The sequence below is a fragment of the Nocardioides sp. QY071 genome (genome assembly GCF_029961765.1).
Taxonomy (GTDB): Bacteria; Actinomycetota; Actinomycetes; order Propionibacteriales; family Nocardioidaceae; genus Nocardioides.
On the sequence record NZ_CP124681.1, the window covers coordinates 4857778 to 4878828 of the forward strand.

General features: G+C 71.3%; 22 protein-coding genes and 1 tRNA gene. 8 read left to right on the forward strand and 15 right to left on the reverse strand.

Features of this window, described 5'->3' with window-relative positions; genetic code table 11:
* Positions 1-55 precede the first annotated feature (55 nt).
* A complete protein-coding gene (locus tag QI633_RS23450; protein WP_141800861.1) occupies positions 56-1921 on the reverse strand; it encodes an acyl-CoA dehydrogenase in 1866 nt (621 codons plus the stop codon).
* A gap of 193 nt (positions 1922-2114) precedes the next feature.
* Between QI633_RS23450 and QI633_RS23455 the strand changes: the two genes are divergently transcribed.
* Entirely contained in the window at positions 2115-2573 is a 459-nt protein-coding gene (locus tag QI633_RS23455; protein ID WP_141797118.1) for an Rrf2 family transcriptional regulator, read from the forward strand.
* A 321-nt stretch (positions 2574-2894) separates the two neighbouring features.
* On the opposite strand, the gene QI633_RS23460 is transcribed toward QI633_RS23455, so the two are convergent.
* The gene (locus QI633_RS23460) at positions 2895-3563 is read right to left on the reverse strand and encodes a hypothetical protein (protein WP_282427231.1); all 669 of its coding nucleotides are present in this window, start codon (positions 3561-3563) and stop codon (positions 2895-2897) included.
* A gap of 233 nt (positions 3564-3796) precedes the next feature.
* Between QI633_RS23460 and QI633_RS23465 the strand changes: the two genes are divergently transcribed.
* Together QI633_RS23465 and QI633_RS23470 are read left to right on the forward strand one after the other, a co-directional pair.
* The gene (locus tag QI633_RS23465) at positions 3797-4249 is read left to right on the forward strand and encodes a nuclear transport factor 2 family protein (RefSeq protein ID WP_141797116.1); all 453 of its coding nucleotides are present in this window, start codon (positions 3797-3799) and stop codon (positions 4247-4249) included.
* A gap of 50 nt (positions 4250-4299) precedes the next feature.
* Complete coding sequence (locus tag QI633_RS23470; protein ID WP_141797115.1) at positions 4300-4791, forward strand: FBP domain-containing protein; 492 nt, start codon at positions 4300-4302, stop codon at positions 4789-4791.
* A gap of 9 nt (positions 4792-4800) precedes the next feature.
* Here the strand turns inward: QI633_RS23470 and QI633_RS23475 are convergent, their stop codons facing one another.
* Positions 4801-5433: a DUF2461 domain-containing protein gene (locus QI633_RS23475; protein WP_141797114.1), complete on the reverse strand. Its 633-nt coding sequence runs from the start codon at positions 5431-5433 to the stop codon at positions 4801-4803.
* A 1-nt stretch (position 5434) separates the two neighbouring features.
* Positions 5435-6211 carry a DUF3592 domain-containing protein gene (locus QI633_RS23480; protein WP_282427232.1) on the reverse strand — a complete coding sequence of 259 codons (777 nt, stop codon included), beginning with the start codon at positions 6209-6211 and terminating at the stop codon, positions 5435-5437.
* 31 nt (positions 6212-6242) lie between these two features.
* Between QI633_RS23480 and QI633_RS23485 the strand changes: the two genes are divergently transcribed.
* On the forward strand, positions 6243-6473 hold the full coding sequence (locus QI633_RS23485) for a DUF5652 family protein (protein WP_282427233.1): 231 nt from the start codon (positions 6243-6245) through the stop codon (positions 6471-6473).
* 15 nt (positions 6474-6488) lie between these two features.
* Here the strand turns inward: QI633_RS23485 and QI633_RS23490 are convergent.
* Positions 6489-6564 (reverse strand) — tRNA-Gly (locus QI633_RS23490).
* Between the two features lie 30 nt (positions 6565-6594).
* Positions 6595-7368: an SGNH/GDSL hydrolase family protein gene (locus QI633_RS23495; protein ID WP_282427234.1), complete on the reverse strand. Its 774-nt coding sequence runs from the start codon at positions 7366-7368 to the stop codon at positions 6595-6597.
* Positions 7369-7432: 64 nt separating this feature from the next.
* Here QI633_RS23495 and dcd point away from each other — a divergent pair, with 64 nt between their 5' ends.
* Both dcd and QI633_RS23505 read left to right on the forward strand, forming a co-directional pair.
* Positions 7433-8008: a dCTP deaminase gene (gene dcd, locus QI633_RS23500; RefSeq protein ID WP_282427235.1), complete on the forward strand. Its 576-nt coding sequence runs from the start codon at positions 7433-7435 to the stop codon at positions 8006-8008.
* A gap of 100 nt (positions 8009-8108) precedes the next feature.
* The gene (locus tag QI633_RS23505; protein WP_260805757.1) at positions 8109-9095 is read left to right on the forward strand and encodes a siderophore-interacting protein; all 987 of its coding nucleotides are present in this window, start codon (positions 8109-8111) and stop codon (positions 9093-9095) included.
* Between the two features lie 194 nt (positions 9096-9289).
* On the opposite strand, the gene dmpG is transcribed toward QI633_RS23505, so the two are convergent.
* The 3 genes from dmpG to QI633_RS23520 are packed head-to-tail and all read right to left on the reverse strand — an operon-like array spanning position 9290 to position 12095.
* Positions 9290-10330 carry a 4-hydroxy-2-oxovalerate aldolase gene (dmpG, locus tag QI633_RS23510; protein ID WP_282427236.1) on the reverse strand — a complete coding sequence of 347 codons (1041 nt, stop codon included), beginning with the start codon at positions 10328-10330 and terminating at the stop codon, positions 9290-9292.
* The gene (locus QI633_RS23515; protein WP_282427237.1) at positions 10327-11286 is read right to left on the reverse strand and encodes an acetaldehyde dehydrogenase (acetylating); all 960 of its coding nucleotides are present in this window, start codon (positions 11284-11286) and stop codon (positions 10327-10329) included. The genes dmpG and QI633_RS23515 overlap by 4 nt, the downstream gene beginning before the upstream one ends.
* Positions 11283-12095 carry a fumarylacetoacetate hydrolase family protein gene (locus QI633_RS23520; RefSeq protein WP_282427238.1) on the reverse strand — a complete coding sequence of 271 codons (813 nt, stop codon included), beginning with the start codon at positions 12093-12095 and terminating at the stop codon, positions 11283-11285. The genes QI633_RS23515 and QI633_RS23520 overlap by 4 nt, the downstream gene beginning before the upstream one ends.
* A 69-nt stretch (positions 12096-12164) precedes the next feature.
* Between QI633_RS23520 and QI633_RS23525 the strand changes: the two genes are divergently transcribed.
* Positions 12165-12929, forward strand: a complete 765-nt coding sequence (locus QI633_RS23525) for an IclR family transcriptional regulator (protein ID WP_282427239.1) — start codon at positions 12165-12167, stop codon at positions 12927-12929.
* A gap of 199 nt (positions 12930-13128) precedes the next feature.
* On the opposite strand, the gene QI633_RS23530 is transcribed toward QI633_RS23525, so the two are convergent.
* Together QI633_RS23530 and QI633_RS23535 are read right to left on the reverse strand one after the other, a co-directional pair.
* A complete protein-coding gene (locus tag QI633_RS23530) occupies positions 13129-15198 on the reverse strand; it encodes a CocE/NonD family hydrolase (protein ID WP_282427240.1) in 2070 nt (689 codons plus the stop codon).
* An 81-nt stretch (positions 15199-15279) separates the two neighbouring features.
* Positions 15280-16083 (reverse strand): SDR family oxidoreductase, encoded by an 804-nt coding sequence (locus tag QI633_RS23535; protein ID WP_282427241.1) that lies wholly within the window; start codon positions 16081-16083, stop codon positions 15280-15282.
* Positions 16084-16124: 41 nt separating this feature from the next.
* Here QI633_RS23535 and QI633_RS23540 point away from each other — a divergent pair, with 41 nt between their 5' ends.
* Positions 16125-16736, forward strand: a complete 612-nt coding sequence (locus QI633_RS23540; protein WP_282429324.1) for a TetR/AcrR family transcriptional regulator — start codon at positions 16125-16127, stop codon at positions 16734-16736.
* Here the strand turns inward: QI633_RS23540 and QI633_RS23545 are convergent.
* From QI633_RS23545 to QI633_RS23560, 4 genes are all read right to left on the reverse strand, one after another.
* Positions 16733-17662, reverse strand: a complete 930-nt coding sequence (locus QI633_RS23545; RefSeq protein ID WP_282427242.1) for an NAD-dependent epimerase/dehydratase family protein — start codon at positions 17660-17662, stop codon at positions 16733-16735. The genes QI633_RS23540 and QI633_RS23545 overlap by 4 nt on opposite strands.
* A gap of 75 nt (positions 17663-17737) precedes the next feature.
* Positions 17738-18574, reverse strand: a complete 837-nt coding sequence (locus QI633_RS23550; protein ID WP_141797100.1) for a DUF4097 family beta strand repeat-containing protein — start codon at positions 18572-18574, stop codon at positions 17738-17740.
* Positions 18575-18598: 24 nt separating this feature from the next.
* Entirely contained in the window at positions 18599-19153 is a 555-nt protein-coding gene (locus tag QI633_RS23555; RefSeq protein ID WP_141797099.1) for a toxin-antitoxin system HicB family antitoxin, read from the reverse strand.
* A gap of 176 nt (positions 19154-19329) precedes the next feature.
* The gene (locus tag QI633_RS23560) at positions 19330-20973 is read right to left on the reverse strand and encodes an AMP-binding protein (protein ID WP_141797098.1); all 1644 of its coding nucleotides are present in this window, start codon (positions 20971-20973) and stop codon (positions 19330-19332) included.
* Positions 20974-21051: the final 78 nt, after the last annotated feature.

A 21051-nucleotide genomic window follows, 5' to 3' on the forward strand; every position in this document is an offset into this window, starting at 1 on the left:
GACGACGGCCGCCCCGGTGTCCCGGAGCGGCCGTCGGCGGTGACTCAGCGTGCGATCAGAACGCGGCCTCGTCGAGGTCCATCACGTCCAGGCCGGTGGCCTGGGCGATCTTGAGCTCGGCCGAGAGGCGCGGCAGGTTGAGCTGCGCGAACCACTGGGCCGCGGCGACCTTGCCCTCGTAGTAGGCCTGGTCGCTGCCGGCGCCGGCGTCGAGCTTGGCGAGCGCGACCTCGGCGCCGCGGAGCAGCAGCCAGGCGCAGACCACGTCACCGAGCGCCATCAGCAGGCGCGTGGTGTTGAGGCCCACCTTGTAGATGTTCTTGATCTCGTCCTGGGCGGACATGAGGTCGTTGATCATCAGGCCGACCATGGCCTCGGCGTCGGCGAGCGCGGTCGCGAGGAGCTCACGCTCGTTCTTGAGGCGGCCGTTGCCGGCCTCGGCCTCGATGAACGCCTTGATCTCGCCGGCGATGTGGCCCAGCGCCTTGCCCTGGTCCTTGACGATCTTGCGGAAGAAGAAGTCCTGGCCCTGGATCGCGGTGGTGCCCTCGTAGAGGGTGTCGATCTTGGCGTCGCGGACGTACTGCTCGATCGGGTACTCCTGCAGGAAGCCCGAACCGCCGAAGGTCTGCAGCGACTCGGTGCCGAGCAGGACCCACGAGCGCTCCGAGCCGTAGCCCTTGACGATCGGGAGCAGCAGGTCGTTGACGGCCTCGGCGAGCTCGTCGCGCTCACCGGCGGCCTTGGCGAGCTGGACCTTGTCCTGCCAGGTGGCGGTGAACACGACCAGCGAGCGCATCGCCTCGGCGAACGACTTCTGGGTCATCAGCGAGCGGCGTACGTCGGGGTGGTGGGTGATCGTCACCCGCGGCGCGGCCTTGTCGGCGGACTGGGTGAGGTCGGAGCCCTGCACCCGCTCCTTGGCGTAGTCGAGCGCGTTGAGGTAGCCGGTCGACAGGGTCGCGATGGCCTTGGTGCCGACCATCATGCGGGCGTTCTCGATGACGTCGAACATCTGGCGGATGCCGTCGTGCACCTCGCCGAGCAGCCAGCCCTGGGCGGGCTCGCCGCCGCCGACCTGCGGGTCGCCGAAGGTGAGCTCGCAGGTGTTGGACACCTTGATGCCCATCTTGTGCTCGACGTTGGTGACGTAGACGCCGTTGCGCTCGCCGGTCAGCTCGCCGGTCTGGTGGTCGAAGTGGTACTTCGGCACCAGGAACAGGCTCAGGCCCTTGGTGCCCGGGCCGCCCACGCCCTCGACGCCCTTCGGGCGGGCGAGGACCAGGTGCATGATGTTCTCCTGCAGGTCCGACTCGGCGCTGGTGATGAAGCGCTTGACGCCGGAGATGTTCCAGGAGCCGTCCTCGTTGGGCGTCGCGAAGGTCTTGCCGGCACCCACGTCGGAGCCCGCGTCGGGCTCGGTCAGCACCATGGTGGCGCCCCACAGGCGCTCGACCATGATCTCGGCGATGCGGATGTCACGGGCGACGCCGTTGGCGTTCTTGAAGACGACCGAGCCCATCGACGGGCCGGTGCAGTACATCCAGATGGGCGCGTGCGCGCCGAGCACCATCTCGCCGGACGCCCACACCAGCGACGGCGGCGCGGTGGTGCCGCCGATCTCCTCGGGCAGGCCCAGGCCCCAGAAGCCGGACTCCATCCAGGTGTCGTACGACTTCTTGAACGACGCCGGGACGGGCGCGGTGTTCGTCGTCGGGTCGAACACCGGCGGGTTCCGGTCGGAGTCGACGAACGACGCCGCCAGGTCCTCACGCGCGATGCGCTCGACCTCGGAGAGGATCTCGCGCGCGGTGTCGGCGTCCATCTCCTCGTAGAGGCCGGTGCCGAGGTACTCCTGCACGTTGAAGAGCTCGAAGAGGTTGAACTCGATGTCGCGCAGGTTGCTCTTGTAGTGGCTCACAGTTCCCACCGTTTCCAGTTTCCAGGGATTCACGGAGTGGCTTCGCGGTGCTCGTCATGAGCACTGCTACTCACCAGTAACTTCATGATACGGGGGGTGCTAGCTGCGGGCAAGCACCGGGTCGGCGTCCTGGCTCACACCCGACGGGCGCTATGTCGACTGAATCGATCGAGCAATCTGACACACTGGCCCCATGCGCGTCTCCGCCAAGTCCGACTACGCACTGCGGGCCCTGATCGCCATGGCGAGCAGGTCCGACGGGCGAGCCGTGAGCGCGGAGGAGCTCGGACGCCTCCAGGACATCCCCCACGGCTTCCTCCAGGCGATCCTCGCCGACCTGCGCCGCTCCGGCATCGTGATGTCCCAGCGCGGCCAGTCCGGCGGCTGGAGGATGGCCCGTGAGGCCACCACCGTCTCGGTCGCAGACGTGATCCGCGCCGTCGACGGCCCGCTCGTCTCCGTCTACGGCCTGCGCCCCGAGGCGGTCAACTACAACGAGGCCGCCGAGGTCCTCCAGCACGTCTGGATCGCCGCCCGTCGCGCCCTGCGCGAGGTCTTCGAGGACGTGTCCATCCAGCAGCTCGCGGACGGCCACCTCCCCGATGCGGTCACCAGCCGTACGGCGGACGACGACGCCTGGGCGCCGCACTGAGCCGTTTGGCTCGCTTCGCTCGCATGTCGCGCCGCCTTTTGGCGCCGTTTCTTCCTCCCCCGCTCGCTCGTTCCTCGCTCCCTCCTCCGTCCAGAAACGGCGGGCGGCGCGACGAGACTCACCGAACGTGATGCCTGAGCGCATCAGACGCGGCTGAAGTGCTTCTCGTCGGGCGCGCCGCGTTGCCTGGACGGAGCGCATCGAGCGCCAGCGAGCGCAGCGGAGGAAGGCAACGCGCAAAAGCGCGCCCGACATGCGCGAGCGAAGCGAGCGCCAAACCAACACCGCGAGTCGATCACGAGACGCACCAACTCCGAGACCTCACGCCGCGCTGCTCAACCTCCGCTTGAGCTTGCGCCGCTTGCGGTCCAGTTCCTCGAGCCGCACCTCCAGTGACGCATTGCGTCGAGCCAGCCGCTCGACCTCACGCAACGCCTCCGGGAGCGTCTGCAGCGTGGCGGACGCGCCGGGGAGCCGGTCGAGGCCGAGGGACGCCGTACCGAACCCGACGAGCCTGCCGAAGGCCTTCCAGACCTGGCCGGGCTCGAGGCCGTCGGTCTCGAGGACGTGGAGGCGCTCGGGCTTGCGGCAGGCGGTCTGCCACCGGGCGAGGGCGGCGGACTCGTCGTCGAGGCCCGTGGTGAGCACGACGTTGACCTGGTAGCCGGCGAGGGCGTCGACGAGGAGAGCGACCTGCTCGGCGGTGGCGGTCGCGAGGAGGGGCTGGCTGAACACGACGTCGCAGCGGGACTTGCGGGCGCGGCGCACCAGGCGCGTCCACTGGCCCTCGACGTCGGCGCGCTTGAGGCCCCAGTCCTTGTGGGAGCGGGTGATCTCGACGGCGGCACGGAAGCTCTCCGCGCTCGACCGGGCGAGGGAGGCGACGCCGAGCTCGACGAGTGCCGCATGGTGGTGGGCGAGGGCCGGCTCGACGACGTCACCCGCGCCGGGCATGCCCACGTGGATCCAGGCCTTCTGCTTCTTCGCCATGCTCGCACGGTGACAGGCCCCGGTGAGCGGCCCGTGAACCCGTGGTGACGCACAGCAGTCCCCCGGGCGGTTGTTGAGGAGGTTTGCGAGGGACGAGCAAACCGTCCTCCGGTTGTTGAGGAGGTTTGCGAGGGACGAGCAAACCGTCCTCCGGTTGTTGAGGAGGTTTGCGAGGGACGAGCAAACCGTCTCGAAACATAGAACACGTTCTATCTTCGCCCTACGATGGCCACATGATCACCTCCGACGCGATCGTGTGGAACGCCCCCAACGACCCGCACCCGGCCCGCGCCGCGTCGCAGCGGTCCTACTCCGCCGTGGCCAAGGGCGACCTGGCCGAGTGGCTGACGGTGTACGCCGAGGACGCGGTCCTCGAGGACCCGGTCGGGCCGTCGATGTTCGACCCCGAGGGCAAGGGGCACCACGGCCACGCCGGCATCTCCGCGTTCTGGGAGAAGGCGATCGCGCCGATCGACACCTTCGAGTTCCAGATCAACGACTCGTTCGCCAACCCGGGCAGCAACACCTGCGCCAACATCGGACGGATCAAGACATCCTTCGCGGACGGCTCGCACACGACGACCGACCTGATCATGGTGTACGTCGTCGACGACGACGGGCGGGTGAGGTCGATGAAGGCGTTCTGGGAGCCGGACCGCACGATGGCGAGCTTCACCTCCGCCTGACCCTCCGCCGACCCGTAAATGGGTGGCGCCGGTTCGTAGGGTGGATCGACGTGAGCCCCCTGACCGAGCAACAGATCCGCGCCTCCTTCGTGAACTGCTCGAAGGGCGAGGCGAAGCGGCTCAACGTCCCCCGCGACCTGCGCGACCAGCCGTGGGAGGACCTCGAGTTCCTCGGGTGGCGGGACCCGCAGTCGCGGGTGCGGGGGTACGTCGTGGCGGAGGTCGACGGGTCGCCGTACGGCATCGTGCTCCGCGCGACCGACGGCAGCGCCGGGGTGCCCCGCAAGAACCTGTGCGCGCTGTGCCTGACGCCGCACGGCTCCGGCGGCGTGGTGCTGATGGTCGCACCGCGCTCCGGCAAGGCCGGGCAGAACGGCGACTCCGTCGGCACCTACATCTGCGCCGACCTGCAGTGCTCGCTCTACGTCCGGGGCAAGAGGGTCAGCGACCAGGGCCGACTGCCCGAGTCGCTCACCGTCGAGCAGCAGGTCGAGCGGCTGACCGGCAACCTGGCCGCCTTCCTGCGCCGGGTCCGCGGCTGATCGCCCCGCTCACTCCGCGATCGCGTCAGCGACCCAGGTGACGAGCGGACGCAGCCGACGCCAGTCCTCGCGCACCCGGTCGAGTAGCTCGGCGGTGTGCACGAACGGCTCGAAGCCGTAGGAGCGCATGCCGAGCACGGTCTTCATCTTGAGCAGCTCGATGCGAGGGTGCTCCTTGTCGTAGCCGCGAGGCACGGTCTTGAGCCGCTCTCCCGCCACCTCGAACCCGCCGCGCTCGAGGTCGCGCAGGATCCGCTGCAGGACCTTGCCGGTCTTCTCCTCGGCCATCGCCTCGCGCAGGCGGGCGAGATGCGCCCCCGACGCCTCGTAGATCCCGCCGCCGACCCGGACACCGGGCGCCGCCACCTCGACGTACCAGCCCGTCGCCGGGCCGACGCCGACGAAGGCGCCCTGATGGGTCTTGTACGGCGTCTTGTCCTTCGCGAACCGCACGTCGCGGTAAGGCCGGAACACCTTCGCGGCGCCGAACTCCTGGCCCAACGCGTCGGTCAGGGCGACCATCGGCGCCTTCACGCTGTCGGTGTAGACGGCCTTGTTGGCCTCCCAGAAGGACTTCGTGTTGTCGACCTCGAGGTCGTCGTAGAAGTCGAGCGCCGCGACGGGAAAGCCGGTGAAGTCCACGTCAGGAGGGTACGACCGGCTCCTCGGTCGCCGCGCGCGGGACCGGCACGTTCCAGCGCAGCGCGTGCACCATCGCGACCACGATGCGCTTGTCGTCGAGCGGGTCCGCGGGGTCGTACCAGACCGTCGTCCGCTGGCCCTCGACGATCGGCGCGGCGGCGGGGATGGTGACTCGCTGGTGCACGAGGTACGACGTGCCGTCGGCCCCGGTGAACCGGAAGGTCGCGGTGGTGATCACGTTCGACGCCTCCTCGAAGTCGTCCGGGTCGAGCCCCGACTCGACGACGGTCGCCGGTACCGGTGTGCCCTCGGCGATCAGGCGCAGCTCGTCGTGCCAGCGCAGGCGCCGGCGGGTGGCGAGCAGCGAGCCGCCGAGCAGCGCGAGGACGCCGGCCGTCGCCAGCCCGGCGGCCGCGACGTCGTACCAACCGCCGGCGCCGAGCTCCCGCGTCGCGAGCACCACGCCGGGCGCGGAGCACAGGAGCAGCAGGCCGGCGCTGTGCCAGCTGCTCAGGGCGAGCGGGAAGCGGTCCATCATGAACAGCCAGCCGATGGCGCCGATCGCGGCGATGACCAGGCCGCCGATGGTGCCGGCTGCGGCGGCGTCCAGGGCGACGTACGCCGGCGGCGCGTCGTCGTTCGCGTCGATGATCGTCAGGCCCAGCCCGTAGCCGGCCCAGGCGCTGCCGGCCGCCATCAGCACGGCCGCGACGACCAGGCCGGTACGCCGCCGAGAGCGGGGGGTGAACCTGAACGGCGGGGGCTCCGAGTGCACCATGGACACATTCAACCCCGACCCGAGGAGTGACATGGCCAAGAAGCGCTGGACGGACCTCAGCCCCCGCACCCGGAAGGCGATCCTGGTCGGCAGCGCCGTCGACGGTGCGCTCAAGGCCGCCGCGCTCGCCGATCTCAGGGGACGCGACGAGAGCGAGGTCAACGGGTCGAAGCGGCGGTGGGCGCTCGCGCTGACGTTGGTGAACTCGGCCGGGGTGCTGCCGGTGGTCTACTTCTTCCGCGGGCGGCGCTCCGCCACGTGACACGCGCTGGAGCAGTGGAGCGGACGACGAGGTTCGAACTCGCGACATTCAGCTTGGGAAGCTGACGCTCTACCAACTGAGCTACGTCCGCAGGCCCCGGCGAACCGGAGCGATGAGGATGCTACCCGATGGGCAGGAAGGTGCTGCGCTTCGGCTCCACCCCGTCGCCCGACGAGCGGCCGGTGACGCGGCGCTGGACCCAGGGAGCGAGGTGGGTGCGGGCCCACGCGAGGTTGGCGGCGCGCTGCTGGCGGGCGCTGAGGACCGGGGCCGGGACGGGCGGGATCGGCTGCAGGTCGTGGGCGACACCGAGCGCGTCCAGGGCGGAGATGGCGATCATCTGATGGCCGACGGCGTTGAGGTGGAGGCGGTCCTCGTCCATCACCTCCGCGACCTTCCAGCCGCGCATCCGCCACATGTCGACCAGGGTCGCGTCGTGCTTCTCGGCGATCTCGCGGACCCACTCGTTGAAGATCGCGGTCCGGCCACGGATCATCTTGATGACCCCGTTGAGGCCGGGGTCGGCAATGGTGAACACCACGACGTGGGCGCCGCTGGCGGCGAGCCGGCCGATCGCCTCGTCGTACGTCGCCGCGAGGGCGTCGATGTCGACCTTGGGGCGGAGCACGTCGTTGCCACCGCCGTGGATGCTGACCAGGTCCGGGCCGAGCGCGATGGCGGCGTCGACCTGCTCGTCGATGATCGCGGGGAGCTTGCGGCCGCGGATGGCGAGGTTGGCGTACCCGAAGTCGACGCCGTCGCGGGCGGCCGCGGCCGCGAGCGCCTCGGCGGTGCGGTCGGCCCATCCGCGCAGGCCGTTGGGGCGCGCCGGGTCGGGGTCACCGACCCCTTCGGTGAACGAGTCGCCGAGGGCGACGTAGGTGCGTAAGGTCATCTGAGCATTCTGCGCGCGTGATCGCCGCCACTCACAACCGGCACCGGCCGGTAGGGTGCGGGGCGTGCTGCTCAGCGACCGCGACATCACCGCCGAGATCGACGCCGGACGGATCGCCCTCGAACCCTATGACCCCGGGCTGATGCAGCCGTCGTCGGTGGACTTCCGCCTGGACCGGTTCTTCCGGGTCTTCGACAACCACAAGTACCCGTCGATCGACCCGGCCGCCGACCAGTCCGACCTGACCCGCATGGTCGAGCCCGAGGGCGACGAGCCGTTCATCCTGCACCCGGGCGAGTTCGTGCTCGGCTCGACGTACGAGGTCGTCACGCTGCCCGACGACATCGCCGCGCGGGTCGAGGGCAAGTCCTCGCTGGGCCGCCTCGGGTTGCTCACGCACGCGACCGCCGGCTTCGTCGACCCCGGCTTCTCCGGGCACGTGACGCTCGAGCTGGCCAATGTCGCGACGCTGCCGATCAAGCTCTACCCGGGGATGAAGATCGGCCAGTTCTGCTTCTTCCGGCTCTCCTCGCCGAGCGATCACCCCTACGGCTCGGAGAAGTACGGCTCGCGCTACCAGGGCCAGCGCGGCCCGACGCCGTCGCGCTCGTTCCAGAACTTCCACCGGACGCAGATCTGACTCGTCGGGCGCTTCCTGCACTTGTGGGTGTTGCAACACCCGACAAGTGCCGGAATCACCGGCCGACCGGGGATTCATGTAGTTAGGTTAGCCTGACCTCATGACCGTCGACCAGAACGAGTACGTCGCCGCCCTTCCCATGCTCCTCACCGAGGTCGAGGTCGTGCGCGCCGAACGGGTCTCGCCGTCGTTCGTGCGGGTCGAGCTCGGTGGCGCGGCGTTGGCCGAGCTGGGCCCGGACGGGCCCGTGCTGGACCAGCGGATCAAGCTGATCTTCCCCAACGCGGCCGGCGCGCTGCCGTCGTTCGCCGACGCGGACGAGTCCTGGTGGACCACCTGGATGCAGATCCCCGAGGACGAGCGTGGCTCCCTGCGCACCTACACGATCCGCGACCGGATCGGCGAGGGCGCCGACACGCGCCTGGTCGTCGACATCGTCGTCCACGAGGGCGACGCCCACGGCGAGAGCCCGCTCGACGGCGCCGGCAACCGCTGGGCGCTCCAGGCCGCGCCCGGGCAGCGGCTGGTCACCCTGGCGCCGCGCACGGGCCACGAGTTCGGCGGCATCGAGTGGTCCCCCGGTACGGCGACGCGCCTGCTGCTGGTCGGCGACGAGACCGCCGTACCGGCGATCCGGGGCGTGCTGCGCGACCTGCCGGCCGACGCGACCGGGGCGGCGTACCTCGAGGTGCCGGTCGACGCCGACATCCAGGACCTCGTCGCGCCCGTCGGGGTCGAGGTGACCTGGCTGCCGCGCAACGGCGGCCCACGCGGCGAGCGGCTGCACGCGGCGGTCCTCGACCACCTGACCGGCACCGCGCCCACCGAGGCCATCGTGGTGACCGACGACGAGATCGACCCCGACCTGTGGGAGACCCCGGTGCACTCCTCCTCGGGCGAGGAGGTCGGCACGGCGACGGCGGTCCCGGCAGGGGACACGCCGTACGCCGGGCTCTACGCGTGGATCGCCGGCGAGTCCAAGGTGGTGACCGGCCTGCGCCGCAAGCTGGTCAACGACCTCGGGCTCGACCGACGCCAGGTCGCCTTCATGGGCTACTGGCGCGAGGGTGTCTCCATGCGCTCCTGACCCGCCGACCCGGCGCGAAGTGGCTCGTGATTCGCGCCGACCCGGCGCGAAGTGGGTGGCGAATTGCGCCGACCCGGCGCGAAGTGGGTGGCGAATTGCGTCGACCCGGCAGAAGTACTGCCGGGTCGACGCGATTTCTGAGCCAGTTTCTGCCGGGTCGGCGGGAAGACCGGGCCACTTTCTGCCGGGTCGCGCTAGACGAGAGCCGCTTCGCGCTCGGCCACGATGGTCAGCGCGATGTCGACGATCATGTCCTCCTGGCCACCGACGAGACGGCGGCGGCCGCACTCCATCAGGATGTCGCGCACGTCGACGTCGTACTGCTCGGCGGCACGCTCGGCGTGGCGCAGGAACGAGGAGTAGACGCCGGCGTAGCCGAGGGTCAGCGTCTCGCGGTCGACCCGGACCGGGCGGTCCTGGAGCGGGCGGACGATGTCGTCGGCGGCGTCCTGCAGCTTGAACACGTCGCAGCCGTGCACGAAGCCCATCAGGTCGGCGACGGCGATGAACGGCTCGATCGGGCAGTTGCCGGCGCCCGCGCCGTGACCGGCGAGGGAGGCGTCGACGCGATAGACGCCGTTCTGTACGGCGACCACGGAGTTGGCGACCGACAGCGAGAGGTTCTCGTGGGCGTGGATGCCGATCTCGGTCCCCGGGTCCAGCACGCGGCGGTAGGCCTGCACGCGCGCGGCGACGTCGTCCATGGTGAGGCGGCCGCCGGAGTCGGTGACGTAGACGCAGTGGGCGCCGTACGACTCCATCAGCTTGGCCTGCTGGGCGAGCTGCTCGGGCTCGGCCATGTGGGACAGCATCAGGAAGCCGGAGACGTCCATGCCGAGCTCGCGCGCAGCCGCGATGTGCTGCGCGGAGACGTCGGCCTCGGTGCAGTGGGTCGCGATCCGGACCGAGCGGACGCCGAGGTCGTAGGCCCGCTGGAGCTCGTGGACGGTACCGACGCCGGGCAGCAGGAGGGTGGTCAGCCGGGCGTTCTTCAGCACCGACGCGGCGGCCTCGAGCCACTCCCAGTCGGTGTGCGAGCCGGGTCCGTAGTTGACCGAGCCGCCGGCGAGGCCGTCGCCGTGGGCGACCTCGAGCGCGTCCACGCCGGCCTCGTCGAGGGCGACGACGATCCGCTTCACGTCGGCGGGCGAGATCCGGTGCCGGATCGCGTGCATGCCGTCGCGCAGGGTGACGTCCTGGACGAAGATCTTGGTCTTCTCGGCGGGGGTGCTCACAGCGCGGCCTCCATGTCGTTGTTTCGAGCAGCAGCGATCCGCTCGGCGACCTGGAGGCCGGCCGAGGTCATGATGTCGAGGTTGCCGGCGTACGCCGGGAGGTAGTGGCCGGCACCGGTGACCTGGAGGAACACCGAGACCTGGTGGGTCGGGCGCTCCGCGCCGTCGACCAACAGCGTCTCGACCGGCTGGTCCGCCGGGATCTCGGCGATCTGGACCTTCTGGACCAGCTTGTAGCCGGGGACGTACGCCGCCACGTCGGCGACCATCTTCTCCACGCTCGCGCGGATCTCGTCATGAAGGGCCGGGTCGGGTGCGTGGACGAGCGCGAAGACGGTGTCGCGCATCATCAGCGGCGGCTCGGCCGGGTTGAGGATGATGACGGCCTTGCCGCGCTTGGCGCCGCCGACCTGGGCGATCGCCCCGGACGTGGTCTCGGTGAACTCGTCGATGTTGGCGCGGGTGCCCGGACCGGCGGACTTCGAGGAGATCGAGGCGACGATCTCGGCGTACTCCACGGGGACCACACGGGAGATCGCGGCCACGATCGGGATGGTGGCCTGCCCGCCGCAGGTGACCATGTTGAGGTTGGGCGCGTCGAGGTGCTCGTCGATGTTGACGGCCGGGATCACGAACGGGCCGATGGCAGCCGGGGTGAGGTCGATCATCCGCTTGCCGAGCGGGCGCAGCAGCGCGTCGTTGTGAAGGTGCGCCTTGGCCGAGGTGGCGTCGAAGACGATCTCGATGTCGTCGAAGCCGGGCAGGGCCATCAGGCCCTCGACGCCCTCGTGGGTGGTCGCGACGCCCAGGTCGCGGGCCCGGGCGAGGCCGTCGGAGTCGGGGTCGATGCCGACGAGCGCCCCCATCTCGACGTGCTGCGCGGTCTGCAGGATCTTGATCATCAGGTCGGTTCCGATGTTGCCGGAGCCGATGATGGCCACCTTGGTCTTGCTCATGAGTCCTCCTTGGTGCTGAAGCTGATGGCGACGGAGCCGAGTCCGTCGATGGTGAGCTCGACGTCGGCGCCGGGGGCGGCGGGACGCATCGGGCCGAGCGCGCCGGAGAGCACGACCTGGCCCGCGCGCAACGGGTCGCCGAGGTCGCGGGCCTGTCGGGCCAGCCACTGCAGCGCGACGAGCGGGTCGCCGAGGGAGGCGGCGCCGGTGCCGACCGAGTCGTCCTGGCCGCTGACGGTCATCGCCATGGCGGCGTCCTTCGGCGAGAAGTCGTCGAGAGTACGGCGCTCGGTGCCGAGCACGTAGCCGCCGGCCGAGGCGTTGTCGGCGACGGTGTCAGCGAAGCTGATGTCCCAGTTGTCGATCCGGCTGTCGCACACCTCGATCGCGGCGACGGCGTAGTCGACGGCGGCCGCGACCTGGTCGAGGTCGAGGTCGCCCTCGGCGAGGTCGGCGCCCAGGACGAACGCGATCTCGCCCTCGACCTTCGGCTGCAGCAGCCCGCTGATGTCGATCGGCGCGGAGGCGTCGTACTCCATGTCGTCGAAGAGCACGCCCAGGTCGGGGGTGTCGACGCCCAGCTGCTTCTGGACGGCCTCGGAGGTCGCGCCGATCTTGCGGCCGACGACCGTGGCGCCGGCGTCGAGGCGGTGCGCGTTGAGCTGCTGCTGCACGGCGTACGCGAGGTTGATGTCGCGGTCGCCGATCAGGTCGCGGATCGGGGCACAGGGCTGGTTGTCGACCAGCGCGGTGTGCAGGCGCTCGGCGGCAGCCGTGACGGCAGTGTCGAGGTCGAGAGCTTCGGTCATGGTGCTCACTCTCGTGCCTGGCGTCGTCGCCCACCATGGGCACGTTCCACTCACCGGTACGCTGTGCGAGTGGCGGACGCGCAGGACCTGGACACCGTCCTGGGCAAGGCGGTCGCGCTGCTGCGCGCCTTCGGCCCCGAGGACCGGCTGCTCCCCCTCGCCGAGCTGGTCCGACGCACCGGCCTCCCGAAGGGCACCGCGCACCGGGTCGCCGCCGACCTGGTGCACCACCGGCTGCTGGAGAAGACCGAGCACGGCTACCGGCTGGCCGGCGGGCTGTTCGAGCTCGGCATGCGGGCGGCCACCGAGCGCACCCTGCTCGAGGTCGCGATGCCGTTCCTGCAGGACCTCTACGAGCGCACCCACGAGACCGTCCACCTCGGGGTCCGCGACGGCACCGAGGTCGTCTACGTCGCCAAGATCGGCGGGCACCGCCAGGCCCGCAGCCCCTCACGGACCGGCGGCCGGATGCCGATGCACTGCACCGCCATCGGCAAGGTGTTGCTCGCGCACGCCGAGCCGTCCGTGCGGGCGGCGGTGCTGGCGGGGCCGCTCGCCCGTCGTACGCCGCACACGGTGGTGGCACCGGGCCTGCTCGAGCAGCAGCTGGAGCGGGCTCTGGAGAACGGGCTGGCCTTCGAGCGCGAGGAGTCGACGCCGGGCCTGCTGTGCGTGGCGGCGCCGGTGCTCGACACCGACGGGGCGAGCGCACTGGCCGCGATCAGCGTGACCGGCCCGGTCGGCCGGTTCCGGCCGGAGGCGCACCAGAACGCGGTCCGGGCGGCGGCCACGGCCCTCGCGAGCACCCTGGCCCGCCGCCCGGGCGGGTTGTAGGCGGTTTGGAGGAGTCAGGGTGGCCGGCGCGGCGTCGGCTCCCACCGCTGTAACACGTTGTCCACCCGACTGGTCGGCGGTTGTCAGCACGACACGCCGACGACACGCCGAGCCTGGTGCGGAGAACCGTCAGGTAGTCGGGTGGACAACGTGTTACAGCCCGACCAGCCCGACCAGCGCGGACCGGCGGATGAGCCGGTCAGCGCACCGCCATGGTCAGCACCGACGGGTACTGCGGGCCGGTGTGCACGGTGACCGGCACCAGCTGGCCGACCAGGTCGGTGAGCGGCGACAACAGGTGCGGTACGTCGAACGCCTGGACCGCGATCCGCAGCCGGTGCCCCTTCGCGATCACCGCGCCGGTCGGGAAGATCTCGACGTCGACCGGCGCGATCTCGCCGGCAGGCAGGTTGGCCTTCGCCTCGCGGGTGAACGGGTGGTACGGCTGGAGCAGCTGGCCGTCGAGGTAGCGCGAGCGGCTCTCGTCGAGCTTGCGGTGCGCGATGGTCTGCCAGCCTCCGCTGATCCGGGTGACCGTTCCGTCAGGTGCGACGTCCTCCACCGCGACCGACAGCATCCCGTCGCCGGTCGGCGTCGAGACGTAGAGCCGCGCGTTGAGCGGACCCTGGAAGCGCACGTCGGCGTCCTGCGGCGCGGTGTCGAAGGTGACCCCGCCGAGGTCGTTGAGCGCGTTGTTCGTGAAGCAGGGCAGGTCCGCGAGCAGCACGTTCGGCACCCCGGCGGTCCACTGGTTGGCCGAGCGGGTGCACAGGCCGGTGACCGGGATCGGCGGGACGACGGCGGACCCGGCGCTCGCCGTACCCGTGGTCAGGACGCCGGCCCTGCCGCCGACCGCGGCGTCGCCGGACAGGGCATAGCTGCGGGCGGAGAGGTCGTCGTCGAGCCACTTCGCCTTGCGCACCCACGAGCCGGAGCCCTGCTCGTAGTAGGTCAGCGGCGCGATCTGGTCGAGCTGGCCGTCCATGCCGTTGATGTACTGGTCGAACCAGCGCAGCTGCAGCTCCGCGAGCGAGCCGTAGCCCGCCTTGCCGACCTCGGCGCCGGACGAACCCTGCAGGTGGTCCCACGGACCGACGATGAGCTTGGTCGGGACGCCGCGCTGCTGGAGCCGCTCGAACACGAGCGGCGTGCCGCGCTGGAACAGGTCGAACTCGCCGCCGACGAGGAACGTCGGGACGGTGACGTTGTCGAGGACCTCGATCGGTGAGCGCTCGCGGTAGAACGGGCCGTCGTAGGCCGGGTCGCCGCCGAGCACCGCCTGGACGGCGAGCGGCAGGGTGAAGCCGAGCCCGCCCATCAGGTGGTCGAGCGCCATCTTGAAGCCGGCCTGCGGCTCCTGGAGGCCGTACGCCGGCGGGATCACCCCGGTCGCGGTGACCAGTCCGAGCCACAGCGGGATGAACCCGACGTCGATCTGGCCGCCGGAGGCGACGACGTCGCGGTAGACGTCGGCCGCCGGGACCTGCGGGAAGATCGCCTTGAGTCCCCGGGGCTTCTGGGCGGCGGCGAAGAGCTGCGAGATGCCCATGTACGACGCGCCGGTCATGCCGACCTTGCCGTTGCTCCACGGCTGGGAGGCCGCCCACTCGACGATCGCCCCGGCGTCCTTGCCCTCGCGGGCGCTGAACGCGGCCCACTGGCCCTGCGAACCGCCGGTGCCGCGGGCGTCGACGGTGAGCTGGGCGTAGCCGCGCGCGACCAGGTAGCCAGGGTCGGCCCCGGCGAGGGTGGCACCCGCACCGGCGGAGAGGACCGTCTTGTTGTAGGCGGTGATGGTGACGATGACCGGGAGTGGCGTGGTGACCGGCTTGCCGTCGGCGCCGGCCGGGCGTTGCAGGTCGCCGCGCAGGATCACGCCGTCGTCCATGGTGATCGGGATGTCGCGGGTGGTGACGCTGGCGTCGTACTGCGCCGGGCGCGGGGTCCACGGGGTGGCTGCGGGGGCGGTGCCGGTGCTGCCGGCAGGGCTGCCGGGCGTGCCGGTGGGGGTGCTCGTCGTCGCCGGAGCGGGCGCCGCGTGCTTGGCCTTGGCGCACTTCCTCTTGTGCTTCTTGGCCTTCCTCTTGCACTTCTTCGGCTTCTGGGCGACCGGCACGCTCGCCCCCGCCTGCTGGACCGAGACGGCGGTGCGGGCCGCGGTCGCGCCCGCGCCGACGGCGTCACCGCCGAGCGGGAGCACGAAGGCGGCGGCGAGGCCGGTGCTGAGCAGCGCGGCCACCAGGCGGCGGCGCAGGGCGTTGTCGTTCATGGGTGGTCCCCTCCCGTGGCGTACTCACGGGTAACGAGGCACCTGTGGTCCCGGTCACGCAGTCGCCCGGGCCGGGCCGGCTCAGGGCTGGTCGGGCATGTTCGTCCAGCCCTTGCCGTCGCGGCGGCGGAACCAGCCGGACGCGGCGAGGGTGCCGCCGTCGACGGGGACGGTGTGGCCGGTGACGAACCGGGCGGCGTCGCTGGTCAGGAAGTCGACGACGCCCGCGTGGTCGTCGGCCTCGGCGAACCGGCCGAGCGGGAGCCACAGCGGCACCAGCGCCTCGTCGCGTCCGCGCAGCATCGCCGCGCGCGAGGTCTGGGCGGTGTCGGTGAGGTCGGGGGCGATCGCGTTGACCCGCACGCCGCGCGGCCCGAGCTCCACGGCCATGCTCTTGGTGAAGGCGGAGACGCCGGCCTTGAAGGCGGAGTACGGCGCGCTGGCCGGGATGCCTCGGTAGGCCTCGACCGTCGAGACGTTGACGATCGAGGAGCCGGCCACCAGGTGCGGCAGCACGGCGTACGTCATCGTGAGGACGTGGCGCAGGTTGACCTCGTAGAGCCGCTGCCACTGCTCGGGCGTGCTGTGCGCGAAGTCGCGCGAGGCCGGGCGGAAGTCGCCGACGTTGTTGACCAGGACGTCGATCGCGCTGCTGATCCCGGCCGCCGTGGTCACGACGGTGGTGGCGACGTCGTCATCGGTGATGTCGCCGGGGACGACGGTGCAGGCGCCGCCGTCCTCGCGGATGCCGGTGGCCGCGGCCGCGGCGGCCTCCGGGTCGATGTCGTTGAGGACGACGTGGTCACCGCGGGCCGCGAGGGCGCGCGAGATCGCTCCGCCGATGCCGCCCGCTCCCCCGGTGACGATGCTGACCCGGTGTTCCATGCTCTCTCCGATCACTGAGGTTCTGGCAGGATCGCGGCGTGATGCCCGAGCCCGCTCCGGCCCGCCGGATGCGGGTGCGGGAGGACCCCGCCGTACGACGGCAGGCGATCCTCGACAGCGCCGCGACCCTGTTCGCGCGGCGCGGGTACGCCGACACGACGGTGCGGCACATCGCGGACGAGGCCGAGATCCAGTCGGGCAGCCTGTATCACTACTTCGCCTCCAAGGACGCGCTCCTCGAGGCGGTGCTGCGGGAGTTCCTGGCCGACCTGGCGGCGGCGACCGAGGCGATCGTCCGCGCGGACGCACCGCCGCGGCAGCGGGTCGGCGACCTGGTCCGGCACGCCCTCGGCCTGATCGCCGAGCGGCCGGCCTGGGTGCTGACCTACCAGAACGAGTTCCTCCGGCTGGTCGACCAGCCGGGCTTCGACTTCGTGGCCGAGCAGAGCGCGGCGATCGAGGCCGGGTGGGTGCGCGCGCTGACCGAGAGTGCCGACGCCGGGGACTTCGCGGTCGACGTACCGGTGGACGTGCGGTACCGCCTGGTGCGCGACGCGACCTGGACCGCGGTGCGCTGGTACCGCGCCGGCTCGGCGAGCGATGCGGACACGCTGGCCGAGCAGTACCTCGCGGTCTTCTACGGCACGCACTAGACCCGGGGCGGGAGCGCGTCGACCGCGGCCACCATGGTGCGCAGGGTCTCCGCGATGTCGCCACGGTGGTAGCCGAGGAGCGCCTGCTCCGTCGCGTCGGGCTCGTAGCGCAGCGTCACGCCCTTGCCGGCCACCAGGAAGTCGTCGGGCAGGAAGGCATGGTCCTCGTCGCAGACCGCGACGGTGCGCTCGGCGCCGGCGGCGTCGAACAGGGCCTGGAAGTAACCCTGGAAGGTGAGGTTCTCGTCGCCGATGAGGTACGCACGGCCGGACTCGCCGTGCTCGACGGCACCCGCCACGGCGGCGGCGACGGCGTGCACCGACATGTAGTTGGTGCCACCGTGGGGCGCGCAGTCCGGCACCCGGTCGGCCATCGCGCCGCGGGCCCAGCGGACCATCTTGGCGAAGGCGTGCAGGGCGCGGCCGGGGGCGACGCCGACCACGTTCGGCGGGTTGACCGCGCACACGGCGAAGTCGTCGGTGGCCAGCGCGAGGACGCCCGCCTCGGCGTCGGCGCGGGCCTTGACGTAGGCGTTGGTGGCGACCAGGTCGGGCAGCACCTGGTGGTAGTAGCTGCCGACCAGCACCGCCCGCCGTACGCCGGCCTCCCGGGCCTCCGCGAAGAAGGCCGGCAGGCTCGCGGTCTGCACGTCCTGCCAGGTCTCGGCCGAGGCGTGCACGCCGACGTGGCGGATGTCCTGGGCGGCGGCGAAGACGATCGCGTCGACGCCCCGGAGGCGGTCGGCCCAGCCCGGCCGGGTGTAGTCGCCCTCGACCCAGTCGAACGCGGCCGCGGGCGAGCCCTCCTCGGGTTGATTGCGGCCGGCGACCGCGACGTCGTACCCACGACGGGCGAGCTCGGCCGCCACCGTCGAACCGATCAGGCCGGTGCCACCGACCACCAGGACCCGCTGTGCGACGCTCATGCTCTCCCTCGTCCCTATCTAACGCTTGTTCGATAAGGATAGAGGGCGACGGCGCGCCGTCAACCGGGCGGTCCGTCAGGCGGGAACCAGCGTGATGTCGCCGGACACGGTGGTGGCGCGCAGCTCGACATGGTCGGCGCCGGGCTCGGGCTGACCGACCGGCGCCAGGGTCGAGCTGACCCGGCCGGAGACGGTGGTGAGGTCGGTCCAGACCGGCGTACCTGCGGGGATCCCGACGTGCACCCGGGTCGAGGCGCCCTTGACGAGGATCCGGCCGCGGCGCGCCGTACGCACGACGACGTCGCCCGACCCGGTCTTGCTGGTGAGGTCGGCGGTGCTCTCGCCGACCTCGAGGTCGCCGGAGCCGGTCTTGACGACGGCGGTGCCGAGGGCCTGCCCGAGGCAGACGTCGCCGGAGCCGGTGGAGACCGAGGCGGCGCGGGCGACACGGCCCAGGTCGACCGCACCGGAGCCGGTGCGGACCCGGACGTCGCCGTCGACCTCGGCGACGCTGACGTCGCCCGAGCCGGTGTCGACGACGACGGTCGTGGCCTGGTCGAGGACGACCGTGCCGGAGCCGCTCTTGACCCGGGCGGTCATCAGCCGTCCGCTGGCAGTGATGCCCGCGCTGCCGCTGCGGGCGACCAGGTCGCTGTCGAGCGGGACGACGACCTCGATGTCGAGCTCGTCGGCACGGCCGAAGATGCCGTTGCGCGGCTTCGGGGCGTGGACGCCGATGCGGCGGCCGTCCTGGGTCACCCGCACCTCGGCCGCGCGGGCACCGGCCACGGCGACCTCGGTGGTGTCCTGCTCGGCGACCCGGACGACGATCCGGCCGCGGCCGTTCTCGACGTGCAGGCGGACCGGGCCCGGGGTCTCGAGGACCTGGCGGAGGGGTTCGTGGTCGTTCATGGGCTTCTCCTGTCTGGAGGCTGGTCAGAGCCAGCCGGTGAGGCGTCGGTTGGCGCCGGGCTTGCCCGCGGACGGCGGGCCGAACGGGAAGTCGTGTCCGAACGGGACGCTGGACAGGTCGACGTCGACGTGGAGCGCCCTGTCGCTGGTGGCTCCGCGGATCAGGCTGACCAGCCAGGTGTTGAGCGACTGTCCGGCGCGGGCGGCCGCCTCGTCAGCGCGGGCCTTGAGCGACTCGGGCAGTCGCAGGCTGACACGCGCCTGCCCCTCGTCCTCGGTGGGCACCTCGGCCGGCACCGGCCCGGTCACCTGCTGCGGCAGCATCGCCTGGTCCGGCTCGGGCGCCGTCACGACGAAGTCGAGGTCGCGCCCGTCGAGCCGCACGTCGACGCCACCGCTCGGCATCGCCGCCGTGATCTCGGCCGCCGCCTGGCTGATCGCCTCCATCACCGCGAGCCGGACCGCCGGGTCCAGCGCGTAGCCCAGCCGCTCGGCGACCTCCCGCGCCTGCTCCCCCGCGCTCTCGGCAGCAGCGAGGAGGTCGCGACGGAGGCTGTCGACGTACGGCGTGATGTCCATGGACGCCACTATGACATCACGTTGACGCCATTTTCAAGCCATCGTGACGTCATTCCCGCCGACCCGGCGCCAAGTGGCTCCTAAATCGCGCCGACCCGGCAGAAAGTGTCTCGGCGCGCGAGACACTTTCTGCCGGGTCGGCGGGAGATCGGCGCCAGTTCGAGCCGGGTCGGCGATCAGGTGAGACCGAGGAGCTCGGTGGACCTCTCCCGCATCTCCACCTTGCGGACCTTGCCGGTGACGGTCATCGGGAACTCGTCGACCAGCAGCACGTAGCGCGGGATCTTGTAGTGGGCGAGCTTCCCGCTCGCGAACGCGCGCACCCCGTCGGCGTCGAGCGGATCGGCGCCGGGGCGCAGCCGGAGCCAGGCGCACAGCTCCTCGCCGTACTTCTCGTCGGGGACGCCGACGACCTGGACGTCCTCGACGTCGGGGTGGGTGTAGAGGAACTCCTCGATCTCGCGCGGGTAGATGTTCTCGCCGCCGCGGATGACCATGTCCTTGATCCGGCCGACGATGTTGGCGTACCCGTCCTCGCGCATCACGGCCAGGTCCCCGGTGTGCATCCAGCCCTCGGCGTCGATCGCCTCGGCGGTCTTGGCGTCGCCCTCCTCCTGGCCCAGTGGCCAGTAGCCGAGCATCACGGAGTACCCGCGGGTGCAGAACTCGCCCGGAGTGCCGCGCGGCACCGTCTCGCCCGTGACCGGGTCGACGATGCGGATCTCGACGTGCGGCGCGGCCCGGCCGATGGTCGACGTACGACGGTCGAGGTCGTCGTCCGCGCGGGTCTGGCAGCTGACCGGGCTGGTCTCGGTCATGCCGTACGCGATGGAGACCTCGGCCATGTGCATGTCGTGGATGCATCGCTTCATCACCTCGACCGGGCAGATCGAGCCGGCCATGATGCCGGTGCGCAGGGTGGCGAGGTCGTAGGCACCGAAGTCGGGGGCGTTCTGCATGGCGATGAACATGGTCGGTACGCCGTAGACCGCCGTGCAGCGCTCGTCCTGGACCGCCCGCAGCGTGATCGCCGGGTCGAAGCCGGGCGCCGGGATGACCATGGTGGCGCCGTGGGTGACGCAGCCGAGGTTGGCCATCACCATGCCGAAGCAGTGGTAGAAGGGCACCGGGATGCACAGCCGGTCCTGCTCGCTGAACCCGATCAGCTCGGTGACGAAGTAGCCGTTGTTGAGGATGTTGCGGTGGCTGAGCGTGGCGCCCTTCGGGAAGCCGGTGGTGCCGCTCGTGTACTGGATGTTGATCGGGTCGTCGGGCCGCAGCCCGGCCTGGCGCTCGGCGAGCACGTCCTCGGGGAGGTCCCGGCCGGCGTCGACGAGCCGTTGCCAGTCGTCGCTGTCGACGTACAGCGTCTGCTCGAGGCCGGGCACCTCGCCCGCGGCGACGACCTCCTCGACCATGCCCTTGTAGTCGCTGGTCTTGAAGCTGGTCGCGGCCAGCAGGAGACGCAGCCCGGACTGGTTGACGGCGTAGGCGAACTCATGGGTGCGGTACGACGGGTTGACGTTGACCAGGATCGCGCCCGCCTTCGCGGCGGCGAACTGGACGATCGTCCACTCGGCGCAGTTCGGCGCCCACATCCCGACCCGGTCGCCCTTCGCGATCCCGAGCCCGATCAGCCCGCGGGCCGCCTCGTTGACCGCGTCGTCGAACGCACGCCAGGTCCACCGGCGCCCGCTCGCGACCTCGACCAGCGCCTCGCGGTCGGGCCACCTGGCGACGGTGCGCTCGAGGTTGGCCCCGATCGTCTCGTCGAGGAGGGGCGTGGTGGTCTCGCCGGCGGCGTACGACAGGTCCGTCATGCCCCCATGGTGACGCTCCGGTGACCGCGATCACACCCCTCGAAGGAAGGTAGGTGCTGGTGCATGAATCCCCGGCCG